The organism is Micromonospora sp. NPDC049049 (genome assembly GCF_040649115.1).
Taxonomy (GTDB): domain Bacteria; phylum Actinomycetota; class Actinomycetes; order Mycobacteriales; family Micromonosporaceae; genus Micromonospora.
In genome coordinates, this window is sequence record NZ_JBEZEX010000012.1 from 1 (window position 1) to 12,209 (window position 12,209).

Annotated in this window: 11 protein-coding genes; 5 read left to right on the forward strand and 6 right to left on the reverse strand. The window is 71.9% G+C overall.

Annotated features, from left to right (window positions below):
- Window positions 1-585: 585 nt before the first annotated feature.
- Complete coding sequence (gene tyrS / locus AB0B68_RS14510; protein WP_357260420.1) at window positions 586-1,878, reverse strand: tyrosine--tRNA ligase; 1,293 nt, start codon at window positions 1,876-1,878, stop codon at window positions 586-588.
- A 99-nt stretch (window positions 1,879-1,977) separates the two neighbouring features.
- Between tyrS and AB0B68_RS14515 the strand changes: the two genes are divergently transcribed.
- The gene (locus AB0B68_RS14515) at window positions 1,978-2,367 is read left to right on the forward strand and encodes a PaaI family thioesterase (protein WP_355009142.1); all 390 of its coding nucleotides are present in this window, start codon (window positions 1,978-1,980) and stop codon (window positions 2,365-2,367) included.
- A gap of 22 nt (window positions 2,368-2,389) precedes the next feature.
- Here AB0B68_RS14515 and AB0B68_RS14520 read toward each other — a convergent pair whose 3' ends face one another.
- Complete coding sequence (locus AB0B68_RS14520; protein WP_357206798.1) at window positions 2,390-3,727, reverse strand: hemolysin family protein; 1,338 nt, start codon at window positions 3,725-3,727, stop codon at window positions 2,390-2,392.
- A gap of 204 nt (window positions 3,728-3,931) precedes the next feature.
- On the opposite strand from AB0B68_RS14520, the gene AB0B68_RS14525 reads away from it, so the two are divergent.
- Together AB0B68_RS14525 and AB0B68_RS14530 are read left to right on the forward strand one after the other, a co-directional pair.
- On the forward strand, window positions 3,932-4,666 hold the full coding sequence (locus tag AB0B68_RS14525) for a hypothetical protein (RefSeq protein WP_357260282.1): 735 nt from the start codon (window positions 3,932-3,934) through the stop codon (window positions 4,664-4,666).
- Window positions 4,663-4,995, forward strand: a complete 333-nt coding sequence (locus AB0B68_RS14530; RefSeq protein ID WP_357206802.1) for a transcriptional regulator — start codon at window positions 4,663-4,665, stop codon at window positions 4,993-4,995. Before AB0B68_RS14525 ends, AB0B68_RS14530 begins: the two co-directional genes overlap by 4 nt.
- A 127-nt stretch (window positions 4,996-5,122) precedes the next feature.
- Here the strand turns inward: AB0B68_RS14530 and AB0B68_RS14535 are convergent, their stop codons facing one another.
- From AB0B68_RS14535 to AB0B68_RS14550, 4 genes are read right to left on the reverse strand one after another with little or no spacing between them, the layout of a single operon-like run.
- The gene (locus tag AB0B68_RS14535; protein ID WP_357206804.1) at window positions 5,123-5,764 is read right to left on the reverse strand and encodes a hypothetical protein; all 642 of its coding nucleotides are present in this window, start codon (window positions 5,762-5,764) and stop codon (window positions 5,123-5,125) included.
- Window positions 5,765-5,773: 9 nt separating this feature from the next.
- Window positions 5,774-6,274, reverse strand: a complete 501-nt coding sequence (locus AB0B68_RS14540; protein WP_357206806.1) for a GNAT family N-acetyltransferase — start codon at window positions 6,272-6,274, stop codon at window positions 5,774-5,776.
- Window positions 6,275-6,319: 45 nt separating this feature from the next.
- Window positions 6,320-7,795, reverse strand: coding sequence for a serine hydrolase domain-containing protein (locus AB0B68_RS14545; RefSeq protein ID WP_357206807.1), 1,476 nt, complete (start codon window positions 7,793-7,795; stop codon window positions 6,320-6,322).
- Window positions 7,796-7,843: 48 nt separating this feature from the next.
- Entirely contained in the window at window positions 7,844-8,347 is a 504-nt protein-coding gene (locus AB0B68_RS14550; RefSeq protein ID WP_357206809.1) for an ArsR family transcriptional regulator, read from the reverse strand.
- A 160-nt stretch (window positions 8,348-8,507) separates the two neighbouring features.
- Between AB0B68_RS14550 and AB0B68_RS14555 the strand changes: the two genes are divergently transcribed.
- Both AB0B68_RS14555 and AB0B68_RS14560 read left to right on the forward strand, forming a co-directional pair.
- Complete coding sequence (locus AB0B68_RS14555; protein ID WP_357206811.1) at window positions 8,508-11,123, forward strand: cation-transporting P-type ATPase; 2,616 nt, start codon at window positions 8,508-8,510, stop codon at window positions 11,121-11,123.
- Between the two features lie 50 nt (window positions 11,124-11,173).
- Window positions 11,174-12,064, forward strand: coding sequence for a universal stress protein (locus AB0B68_RS14560; protein ID WP_357260285.1), 891 nt, complete (start codon window positions 11,174-11,176; stop codon window positions 12,062-12,064).
- Window positions 12,065-12,209 lie beyond the last annotated feature (145 nt).

Sequence of the window (12,209 nt, forward strand, 5' to 3'; positions counted from 1 at the left end):
AGCCAGCAAAAACTGACCAGTCCGGGGTATAAATCATAATTGGCACTGGCTTTACAAGCACCCTGTTGAGTTCTCAAAGAACAACCACACACCGATCAAAGCACCACACTCAGTGGAACCCATCACGGGGCTTTTACCGCTTCGCGCCCCGCGCTTTCAGCGCCAGGCACTTTTACTACGTTACCCGCTCGTTTCCGCTGTGTCAAACCGATATTTCGCGGTTCGTCATGCTTCAACCCGATAACGCGGGCACCATGTCGCAACCGGCTTGCGCCGCTCTCGTCATGGGTTCGGCAGGCCGGCCGTCGCGATTTCCCGCGACCCGCCCGGTGCCCTGCCGGTTCGTAACCATACCCGGTCGGTTTCGCAGCGCCAAATCCGCCTCGCGGCGTTTCTGGCGGCACCTCCCGGTTGGGGCTCCGGTGGGCGTGCCCACCCGACCCCCAGGCCGTTGGCCTACGCTCCGGCCGCTTCAAGCTTTCGCCTGTTTCGTCCGTTCCGCGTTGGCAGAGAGAAAGTTACGCGTCCGGCGGGATGATCGTCAAATCCGCCGGACGCGTCCCCCGTCACATCGTCGACAGGTGGCTATTCACCCAGCTCAACGCCCGCGAACGAACGCTTCCCCCGGCGCAGCACCAGGTATCGCCCATGCAGCAGGTCGGCCGGCGACACTCCGGCGTCCACAGCGGTCACCCGGTTGTTGTTGACGTAGGCGCCGCCTTCGGCGATCACCCGCCGAGCCTCCTTGAGGCCACTCACCAGACCGGAGTCCCGCAGCAGACCCGCCACATCCGGCAATTCGCCGGTGAGGCGTACGAGGCCCGCCTCGGCCAGGGCCGCGCGCAGGGTCTCCGGCGACAACTCGTCCAACGATCCACGGCCGAAGAGCGCCTGACTGGCGGCGATCGCCTGTCGGGTCTCGTCGGCACCGTGCACCAGTGTGGTCAGCTCCTCGGCGAGCGCCCGCTGCGCCAGCCGGGCCGCCGGCCGTTCGGCTGTCGCCTTGGCCAGCTCTTCCAGCTGGTCCCGGGTGCGGAAGCTGAAGTACCGCAGGTAGCGGTCGACCTCCTGGTCCTCGACATTGAGCCAGAACTGGTAGAAGGAGTACGGGCTGGTCATCGTCGGGTCGAGCCAGACAGCACCGCCCTCGCTCTTACCGAACTTCGTACCGTCGGACTTGGTGACGAGCGGCGTGGTGAAGGCCTGGACCGGCCCCGCGCCCCGTCGGCGTACGTAGTCGACGCCGGCGGTGATGTTGCCCCACTGGTCGGAGCCACCGAACTGGAGCTGACAGCCGTGCCGGCGGTGCAGCTCGAAGAAGTCGTTGGCCTGGAGCAGTTGGTAGCTGAACTCGGTGTAGCTGATGCCGGTCTCCAGCCGGGCCCGCACCACCTCCCGCGCGAGCATCTTGTTCACCGGGAAGTGTTTGCCCACGTCGCGGAGGAACTCGACGATCGACATCTCGCCGGTCCAGTCCAGGTTGTTGACCAACTGCGCCGCGTTCTCGCCGGAGTACGACACGAAGGGCGCAAGCTGGTCGCGGATCCGCTCGACCCAGCCGGCGATCACCTCGGTCGGGTTGAGCGCCCGCTCGGCGCTCTCCTTCGGGTCACCGATCTGCCCGGTCGCTCCGCCGACCAGCAGCAACGGGCGATGGCCGGCGAGTTGCAGCCGGCGGGCCATGAGGACCTGCATGAGGTTGCCGACGTGCAGGCTCGGCGCGGTGGGGTCGAAGCCCACGTAGTACGTGGCGGCACTCCCACCGTCGAGCAGCTCGCGCAGCTCGTCGAGGCCGGTCGAGTCCTGTATCAGGCCACGCCAGAGCAGGTCATCGGTCAGGGAGTCCCGCCCGGGCGGCGGAGGGCTGCTGTCGGTCACGGTCACCGATTCTCCCCCATCGCCGGCACCAACCCGTACCGGGTTTGGCGCAACCCGCCCCGGCTAGGCTTGCGCCAGTTGATCGAGGAGGGCCTTGCCATGGAGATTCCGGACCTGACGGGTGGCTTCGTCGCCCTGCTCGGCCTCAAGTTCGAGGAGGCCAGCGCCGACCGGGTGGTCATCAGCTGGCAGGTCGGCCCGCAGCTGCACCAGCCGTTCGGCATCCAGCATGGCGGGGTGTACTGCTCGGTCGTGGAGACCGCGGCCAGCGTGGGTGGCGCCCTCTGGCTGGCCGACCGGGGCACTGTGGTCGGGGTGTCGAACCAGACCGACTTCCTGCGGGCCGTCCGGGAAGGCGAGCTGAGGGCGATCGGCACCCCGGTGCACCGGGGCCGCAGCCAGCAGCTCTGGCAGGTGGAGATCACCGACGCCGACGAGCAGCTGGTCGCCCGTGGTCAGGTCCGGCTACAGAACCTCTCGCCCGCCTGAGCGACGGCGTTCGCCGCACCGGTCAACTGCGGGCCTCGTCCAGCACCGGCTCCGTGGGCTGGTCGGCGTCGCCGTCGCCGTCGGCTTCATCGGGTACGCGGCTGAGCCGTACCTCGGTGATCGCCCGGTGGTCGATGCCGGCCACCATCAGCACCCAACCGTCGAGCGTGACGTCCTCCCCGGCGACGGTGGGGATGTGCCCGAGCCGGGCCAGCACCAGCCCGGCGACTGTCGTGTAGTCACCGGCCGGGCGCGACGGCAGCTCCACGCCGATGTCCGGCAGGTCGTGCACCGGGAAGGTGCCGGGCAGCACCAGCGCACCGTCGGGGTCACGCCGCACCGAGCGCACATCCCGGTCGGTCTCGTCGTAGATCTCGCCGACAATCTCCTCCAGGATGTCCTCCAGCGTCACGATGCCGTCGACGGCGCCGCGCTCGTCCACGACGAGCGCGATGTGCTGACGCTCGGCCTTGAACTGGCGCAACGCTTCCACCACCGGCAGCGAGTCGGGCAGCAGCATCGGCGGTCGGGCGATCTCGTCGACCGGGCGGTCGTCGGGCACGCCCACCAGGTCACGCAGGTGGATCACTCCGGCCGTGTCGTCCAGGCCGCCGTGGCGCACGACCGGAGCCCGGGAGTGCCCGGTGGCGGCCAGCACGAGCCGCGCGGCCTCCGCCGTGGTCCCGCTGTCGAGCGTGAAGACCTGCAACCGGGGTACGAGGACAGCCCGCAACCGCCGGTCGGCGATCTCCACCGCACCCGCGATGATGGTGCGCTGCTCCTTGGTGAAGCCGTGGTTGCCGGCGACGATGTCGCGCAGCTCGTCCGGGCCGATCTCCTCCGGCTCGTGTTTCGGGTTGAGCCCGACCAGGCGGACCACCACGTCGCTGGTGGCGCCGAGGGCCCAGACGGCCGGCCGGGTGAGGCTGGCGAGCAGGTCGAGCGGGCGGGCCACCAACAGCGCCCACCGTTCGGCGGACTGCATGGCGATCCGCTTGGGCGCCAGCTCGCCGAAGACCAGGGTGACGAAGGTCAGCGCGAGGGTGACCGCCACGATCGCCACCGTCTCGGCGGCGCCACCGAAGACCCCGAGCAACGGCACCAGGGGTTTCGCCAGGGAGACCGCCGCGGCGGCGGAGGCCAGGAAACCGGCGAGGGTGATGCCGATCTGGATGGTGGCCAGGAAGCGGTTCGGGTCCTTGGCGAGCCTGGCCAGCACCCGTCCGGCCCGGCTGGTGCGCTCCAGCCGCTGGATCTGGCTGTCTCGCAGCGACACCAACGCCATCTCGCTGCCCGCGAAGAGCGCGTTGATCACGACCAGGACTCCGACCAGGGCCAGTTGGCTCCCGTAGCTCTGCACGCCCGGTTCGCTCCCTCTCCGGTGGTGACGCCGGTCGGTCCGCGCGGCGCCTGCCGGTCGGTGGACCCGCCCGGCGTAGGCGTTGTCTGTGCCCCGTTTGACCCTGGCCGAATCCTGCCCGGGTGACGCAAACGCCGAGTGCGCGTGGAGGTTATCCGGACGGACTCTCTTGCGCGGATAGGTCTGTAATGCAAAGCTCACTTCATGACAGACGAATCTGCTCCCCAGGCAGACGGGCCTCACGAGCTGTTGGCGGCCGTGCGCGACCTGACACGCCAGGTCCGTGTCGCCCAGCGCGGCACATGGTTTCCGCTGCTGGTCTTCGCGGTGATCACCCTGGTCGCCATACCCGTCTACCGGTACGCCCCCTACGTCGACCTATTCGACACCTGCCGATCCCGCCCGCAGCACACGGTCTGCGTGGCGCCCAACCCGGCGGAGCTCGGGTATTGGACGGTCGCGCTGGTGCTCGCATACGCGGCGATCGCAGGCTTCTACGTACGGCAGTCCCGACGGCGTGGCGTGGGCACCCCGATCCGCCCCTACGTCGTCGTCGGCGTCGCGTTGGCCATTCTGATGGCGGCCGTGTCGATCTGGCAGACGTTCCACCCGCTCATCCCCGTCCCCGCCGACCCCTTCTCCACCGACCCGGTCGATATCGAGGTCGGGCCGGCGGCGTGGCTCATCAACGGGCTGGCCAGTCCGATAGCGGTCATCGCGCTGGCGCTGCTGGTGCTCGCGTGGGTCGAACGCAACTGGGCGCTGCTGGCGTACAGCCTCGTCTACCTGGCGATCGTGATGGTGCAGGGCAGCCAGTTCATCCACTCGGCCTCGCCGTGGTTCTTCCTGCCGCACCTGCTCGTCCCGGCGGCGCTGCTGCTGCTCGGCAGCGCCGCCTTCGCCCTGTTCCGGCCGACCCCCGAGGTTCCGGCGCGATGACCGACCATCCCACCAACGGCCTCGACGACGTGGTCCACCAGCGCGTCCGATTGGGCATCCTGACCATCGCGCACCAGGCCCGCCGGGTCGAGTTCGGTTTCCTGCGCACCACTCTGCAGCTGACCGCAGGCAACCTCGGGCAGCACCTGACCGTCCTGGAGAAGGCCGAGCTGATCCAGATCGAGAAGGGCTACGAGGGCAAGCGCCCACGCACCTGGGTGACTCTCACGGCTGCCGGCGAGGCGGCCCTGCGCGATGAGATCGCCTACCTCAAGCAACTCATCCAACAGGTCGAACAAGCGGAGACGGCGCCGACCGCCGACCGGTGACCGGCGGGCACGGGACCCGGCGCTGCGCCCGGAAGCAACGGCTCCAGCACAGCAAGGTCGGCGTTGCTCAAGTCTCCACGGGCCATACCCGTCTAACGAACGAGGTTCATGATCCCCGAGATAGGCCCTACGCCGTCGCGTTGGTCGGTGACGTCGGCAGGTCGAGGACGTACGAGTCGCCCTCGGGGCGGAAGCCGAGCCGGTGGTAGTAGGGGGCGACCATCCGGGGCGGGCTGACCACCCGGTGGAAGCCGCGTTCGGTGAACAGTTGGCTGCGCCGGTAGACGAACTCACCCGGGGTGAAGTCACGGAACTTCGGGGTCACATAGTCCAGGTCAATCTGGGCGACGCCGGGCGCCTCGGCGTGCGCCAGCACCACCCCGACCACCTCGTCGGCAGTGACCACGAGGAACGCCGAGCGCCCTGACGCCTCCGGATCCCAGCGGAAGCCGGGATTGAACCGGGCGATGTCGGCGGCGTGCACCCGCAGCGTGTGCGCGAGGAACTGGTCGCCGACGCCGACCTCCACCACCTGGTACGTCTTCTCGTCGTGCCGGGTGGCGAGCATCCCGCGCAGGTACCAGATGTTGATCACCGCGAGCACGACGTTGAGCCCGACCATGGGCCAGACCTCGATCGCGGCGTTGTAGCCGATCAGCACGACGCAGCCGACGAGGTTGATCGCGCGCAGTCGCAACACACGCGACTGCAGCAGCGACCAGACCAGCACCGCGGAGCCGGCCCAGCCGACGAGATCCAACCAGTTCACGTCGCGAGACTAGTGCCCGCCCAGGTCAGGGGCGTCGGCGGGCAGCTCCAGCAGCCACTCCTCGACGTCTTCGCCGCGACCGTTGGCGTACCCCGAGTCCTCACCGACCACCACGAACCCGCACTTGCGCAGCACCGCGAGGGAGGCGGCGTTGTCCTTGGCGGCGCGGGCGTGCACCGGCCGGGGCAGCTCGCGCAGCAGGGCGGCCAGGGCCGACGTGGCGTGGCCCCGACCCCAACGTGCCGGGTCGATCCAGTAGCTGACCTCGGTCTGGTCGCCGACCGGGAAGGCGGTCACGTAGCCGACCACCTCGCCGTCGACCTCGGCGGTGCGGACCAGGTTCTGCGGGTTGGTGAGCACCCGGGCCCAGTGTGCGGCGAACTCCCGACGGTCGGACGGGTCCTTCGGGCCGAACGCGGCCATCCGGTTGGCCTCCGGGTCCTGCTGGTGCAGGAAGAACTCGACGAGGTCGTCCTCACGGACCGGGCGCAGCAGCAGATCGGAGGTCATCGGCCGAGGGTACGCAACGGCGGTGACGACACGCCGCGCGTGGAGTCAGCCGACGACGGCCACGACCGCCAGCACGGCGGCGCCCAGGGAACTCGCCACCGACAGCAGTCGACGCCACGGCACCCGCGCGTCGACCACCGGCAGGGCGCGCCACCGGGTCGCCGCCAGGGCCACCCCGGCCGCCGACAGGCCGGCGCCGAGCGGCCACAGCCAGGCCGGCACTATCGACCAGTCCCCCATCCGGTGCCCCAGGCCGAGGTAGGCGAACGCCCAGACCGCCGCCGCCAGCAGCGTCACCTGGTCCAGTTGGCGACGGCGGGCGGTGCCGAGCAGGGAGAGGCCGCCGAGGAAGGTGAAGGCAACCGCGAGGCCGGCGCCGATCCACGGCAGCACCATCGACGTCGCCGAGTCGGCCTCCTTCGGTGGCACCCCGAGCAGCCGCAGCCCGATCGGCTCGACGCCCTTGTCCGTGTTACCGAGCACCACCACCGCCCGCCCGGTCGCCCGTTCGAGGCCGACGTAGGACCGGAAACCGCCGGTAGCGCCGTTGTGCCAGACGATCTCGCGGTCGCCGTGCCGGGTGGTGAACCAGCCGTACCCGATGCGGGTGTCGTCGTCCTCGCGGAAACGGGCGGTGGCGGCGTCGGCACCGGGTGCGGTGCCGGCGAGAGTCGCGGCGAGCAACCTGCCCAGATCCTCGGCCGTCGACCAGGGGCCGGCGCCGGCAGGGGCGTAGCCGGCTCCTGCCCACGGGTCGAGCGGCCGGCCGCCGGCCCGGCTGCCCTGGGCGCGATCGGCCGGCAGGTCGTCGACGCGGGTGGCGACAGTGGTGGCCGTCATGTCGAGCGGCCGTAGCAGCCGGTCGTGCAGCAATTCGGGGTACGCGACGCCGGCATTCGCGGCGAGCGCGTGGCCGAGCACGGACGGCCCGAGGTTGGAGTAGTGGACCTCGCCGCGCTCGTCGTCGTCGGTGTCGACCCGGTCGGTGGCGCTGCGAACGGCGTCGACGCCCTGCCCGGCGTAGGGGTTTGCGCCGGAGACGTTGGACCAGAGGATGCGTGCCCACCCCAATGGGGAGCCGGGGGCCAGCCGGGGCAGGCCGGCGCGGTGGCTGGCGAGTTCGGCGAGCGTGACGTCGCGGGCGGGGCCGGTGATCTCGGGCCAGGTGGCGCCGAGCCGGTCGTCCGGGCCGACGACACCGGCGGCGACCTGGTCGGCGAGGAGCATGCCGGTCAACGCCTTGGTGACCGAGCCGATCTCGAACGGGGTGCCCGGCTCCACGGGTCGACCGGCGAGGTCCCGGTCACCCAGTCCGGCGGTGCGGATCCGGCCGTTCTCGACCAGGGCGACGGCGAGCCCACGCAGCCCTGACTGGTCGGGCGTGGCCGAACGGGCGGCGGCGGCCAGGTCGCGGTCGCCGGTGCTCTGCCCGCCGAGTCGGGGCACCCGGGGCATCAACGCCACCCCGACCAGGCCGGCGATCAGCGCGACGGCGAGGACGGTGACTGTCGTCCGGCGCATGGTGGTTCCTCCGTGGGGTCGTCGGATGGGAGGCCGAGCCGCGTCTGGTCAGCGGCCGGCGGCGGTGAGGATGGTCAGCAGCGGCACCACGCGTTCGGCGGGGACGGCCCACCGACCCCGGCCGGCGCTGCGCAGCCAGCCGGCGGCGGTGATCTGGCGCAGGTGGTGGTGGAGTTGGCCGGTGGTGCCCAGCTCCTCGATCTCGGCGAGCTCGCTGGTGCTGTGCCGGCCGTCGAGGATCTCGCGCAGCAGCCGCAGCCGCACCGGGTGGGCCAACGCGGAGAGCGTGCTGGCCAGCTCCGTCCAGTCCGTGGCGAGCACGTCGTCGACGGTGCGGCCGTACTGCCAGTCGTAGTGCTGCCCGGCGACGCGGACGGTGCCGGTGTAGAGGACCGCGCCGGTGCCCTCGGGTGGCAGGCGCTGCTTGAGGCCGTCGAGGGCCCAGAAGGTGCCCTCGGATGCGGGTGGCGCTGGTGGCGCCGCCGTCAGGCGCTCGTTCAACGCGGCGACCTGAGTCTCCAGCGCGGCGAGCCGCGACTCCGTGGTGGTCATAGGTCGATGCTACGTACAAACGTACTTCCGTACAACCCGGACCCGGGTCTTTGGTCCCGAGCCCGTCGGGCGCAACGCCTCTGCCCTGGGTGATCACGCAGCGGCATGGTGAGACGGACGGCGTGCCGGTGACGCGCCGCGCAGGACGGGGAGGTCACTGGTGGCGAAGACGGGCGGTCCGGGCCGGACGCTGGAGGGCACGATCGAGGTGCCCGTCGCGGTCGGGCTCGACGCGGCAGAGGCCGCCGCCCGGTTACGGGCGAACGGACCCAACGCGGTGGCGCCACCGCCGCGCCGGCATGCGGCCGTACGGGTGCTGCACCAGCTCACCGACCCCCTGGTGGCCCTGCTGCTCGCCGCCGCGGTGGTGACCACTGTGCTCGGCGATTACCCGGACACCGCGGTGATCGTCCTGGTCGTGCTGGTGAACACGATCATCGGGGTGGTGCAGGAGATCCGCGCCGACCGCGCCATCGCGGCGCTGGGCCAGCTCGCCGCCCCCACCGCCCGGGTGGTCCGGGACGGCCGGGACCTGGCCGTCCCCGCCGCCGACCTGGTCCACGGCGACCTCGTCCGGATCGAGGCCGGCGACATCGTGCCGGCCGACCTGCTGCTGGTCGAGGCGAACCGGCTGCAACTGGATGAATCCGCGTTGAGTGGTGAATCGGTACCGGTGGGGCGGACCGTCGGTCAGGAGGCGCTGGCCGGGACGGTGGTCACCACCGGACGCGCGGACGGCACGGTGATCCGGACGGGGCCGGCGAGCGCGTTGGGCCGGATCAGCGCCCTGGTGGCGGGCACGCGGCCTGGCGCCACTCCCCTGCAGCGCCGGCTCTCCGCCCTGGGCCGCACGCTCGGGTTGGTCGCGGTCGTGCTCTCGGGGCTGGTCTTCGCGATCGGGGTGATCAGCGGGCGGCCGGTGGTCGACATGGCCATCACGGCGGTGAGCCTGGTCGTTGCGGCGGTACCCGAGTCGCTGCCGGCGGTGGTGACCCTGGCGCTGGCGCTGGGCGCGCGCCGGATGGCCGCCGCGCACGCCATCCCGCGTCGGCTGCACGCGGTGGAGACACTCGGCTCGGTGACCGTGATCGCCTCCGACAAGACGGGCACCCTCACCGAGGGGCGCATGGCGGTGCAGCAGGTCGCCACCACCGACGGGGCGCGGTACGAGGTCACCGGCAGCGGGTACGCCCCGCACGGCGCCGTGCACCAGGATGGCGCGCGGGTGGCCGTACCGGAGGAACTCCGCCGGCTGGCGCGGGCCGGGCTGCTGTGCAACGACGCCGCCCTGTCACCCCCGGACGACGAACGACGCGACTGGGGCGCCGTGGGGGATCCTCTCGAAGCGGCGCTCGTGGCCTTCGCGGCCCGGTGCGGCCTAGACCCGCAGGACACCCGCGCGGCCTGGCCACGGGTCGCCGAGCACCCGTTCGACCAGGCCCAACGGCGGATGGTCACCGTGCACCGCTCCTGCGACCAGCGTTACCTCGTGGTCTGCAAGGGCGCCCCGGAGAGCGTCCTCACCACGTCCCTGCTCGACGCCACCGACGATGAGATCGCCGCGCTGACCCGCACCGCCCACCGGCTCGCCGGGGAGGGCCTGCGGGTGCTCGCCGTCGCCGCCGCCCTGGCGGACACGTCGCCGGACCCTGCCGCGCCGACCGGCCTGCGCCCGCTCGGGCTGGTCGCCGTCGGTGACCCGCTGCGCGCCGGCGCCCCCGAGATCGCCGAGAGCCTCGACGCCGCCGGGGTACGGCTGCTGCTGATCACCGGCGATCACCCGGCCACCGCCGCCGCGATCGGCTCCCAGCTGGGCCTGTGGCACGACGGTGATCCTCTCGCCCGCGGCGACGACGACTCGACGGCGCACCCGGACACCCGCGTCTTCGCCCGGACCCAACCGGAACAGAAGCTCGACATCATCGCGGGCCTGCAGGCCCGCGGTCACGTGGTCGCGATGACCGGCGACGGAGTCAACGACGCGCCGGCGCTGCGCCGCGCCGACATCGGGGTGGCGATGGGTGGCGGCACCGAGGTCGCCCGGCAGGCCGCCGATTTGGTCCTCGTCGACGACGACCTGTCCACAGTGGCCGCCGCCATCGGTGAGGGCCGCCGCATCTACGACAACATTCGCCGGTTCCTGCGCTACGCCCTCTCCGGCGGGGTGGCCGAGATCCTGGTGATGCTCATCGGCCCGCTGTTCGGGCTGGCCGTACCACTGCAACCCGCACAGATCCTCTGGATCAACCTGCTGACCCACGGGGTGCCCGGGGTGGCCCTCGGTGCCGAGCCGGCCGAACCCGGCACCCTGCGCCGGACGCCCCGTTCGCCACAGGAGTCGGTGCTCGGCGCCGGGCTCGGTCGGGACGTCCTGGTCACCGGCGCGCTGATCGCCGCCGTGGTGCTGGGCGCCGGTGTGGTCGCCGCCGACCGGGACCTGCCCTGGCAGTCGGTGGTCTTCGTGGTGCTCGGGCTGGCCCAGCTCGGCGTGGCACTGGCCGTCCGGGCGCCCCGGCCGGCAGGCGCGCGGCGCGGCAACCCCGGCCTCCTCGTCGCGGTCGCGGTGTCGGCGCTGCTGCAGGTCGGCGGGGTGCTGTTCGCCCCGCTGCGGGACCTGCTCGGCACCGACCCCCTGGCACCGACCGTACTGCTGGCCTGCGCGGTGGTCAGCGCCCTGCCCGGGTTGGTGCTGTTGCTGGCCCGTCGCCGTCCGACCCCGCCGAGCGACCGGGTCGACGGGACCAATGGCCCCCGGTCCCTTACCGTCCGCCCCTGACCGTCCGGCCCGCATTGCAGGAGGATGAAAACGGAACGAAGGAGGACGTGATGACCAACAGATCCGGTGCCCCAGTGGTGGTGGCTGTGGACGGCTCGACATCGGCGCTGGAGGCGGTGCGTGTCGCCGCCCGGGAGGCCGCGACGCGGGGCCGCCCGCTGCGGGTGGTGCACGCGTTCATCTGGTCGCTCTACGGCGTGTCGTTGGAGCCGGCGCCGGGCGCTCCCGTCAACGCCGGGTTCCGGCGCCAGGCGGAGCAGCTGGTCGCCGAGGCGGTGACCGAGGCCGGCAAGGTCGCACCGGAGCTCGCCGTCACCGGCGCGATCGTCGAGGGCGCGCCCACGCCGATGCTGCTGGTCGAGGCCCGGGACGCGGCGCTGCTGGTGCTCGGCAGCCGGGGCCTGGGCGGCTTCGGCGGGCTGCTGATCGGCTCGGTGGCGGTGCAGGTCTCCGCCCGCGCCGACTGCCCGGTGCTGGTCGTCAAGGGTGAGGCGCGCGCCGACGGGCCGGTCCTGGTCGGGGTAGACGGTTCGGACCTGTCCGCCCAGGCGTTGGGGTTCGCCTTCGAGGAAGCCTCGTTGCGGGGCACCGACCTGGTGGCCGTGCACGCCTGGATCATCCCGGTCGCGCCGAGCGACCTCCTGCCGGTGGCCTTCGACGTGGAGGCGCTCGCCGCGGAGGAGGAGCGGGTGCTCGCCGAGGCGATCGCCGGCTGGTCCGAGCGCTACCCCGACGTGCCGGTGCGGCGCCGAGTGGCGTACGGCGCGCCGGCGCGGATGCTCGTGGAGGAGTCGGCCTCAGCGCAGCTCACCGTGGTCGGTGCACGCGGCCGTGGCGCGCTGGCCGGCATGCTGCTCGGCTCGGTGAGTCACACGGTGCTGCACCACTCGCACAGCCCGGTGGTGGTCGTTCGGCACCGCCGCGAGGACCGCAAGGACTGACCCCTCGTCCCGTCCGCGCCGGCCGTTCCCCCCACGGCCGGCGCGGACCCGCGTCCGGTGTCACGTCACCCGCCTGGCCGGTCGGCCGGTGCCGGCGCGTTCGGCGTCGTGACGGCTGCGCACCGCCGACAATGGGCTGACCGAC

Coding starts and splice junctions, on each gene's coding strand:
- AB0B68_RS14515 (WP_355009142.1), top strand. CDS start 1,978: ATGGAGATTCCGGACCTGACGGGTGGCTTCGTCGCCCTGCTCGGCCTC.
- AB0B68_RS14525 (WP_357260282.1), top strand. CDS start 3,932: ATGACAGACGAATCTGCTCCCCAGGCAGACGGGCCTCACGAGCTGTTG.
- AB0B68_RS14530 (WP_357206802.1), top strand. CDS start 4,663: ATGACCGACCATCCCACCAACGGCCTCGACGACGTGGTCCACCAGCGC.
- AB0B68_RS14540 (WP_357206806.1), bottom strand. CDS start 6,274: ATGACCTCCGATCTGCTGCTGCGCCCGGTCCGTGAGGACGACCTCGTC.
- AB0B68_RS14545 (WP_357206807.1), bottom strand. CDS start 7,795: ATGCGCCGGACGACAGTCACCGTCCTCGCCGTCGCGCTGATCGCCGGC.
- AB0B68_RS14550 (WP_357206809.1), bottom strand. CDS start 8,347: ATGACCACCACGGAGTCGCGGCTCGCCGCGCTGGAGACTCAGGTCGCC.
- AB0B68_RS14560 (WP_357260285.1), top strand. CDS start 11,174: ATGACCAACAGATCCGGTGCCCCAGTGGTGGTGGCTGTGGACGGCTCG.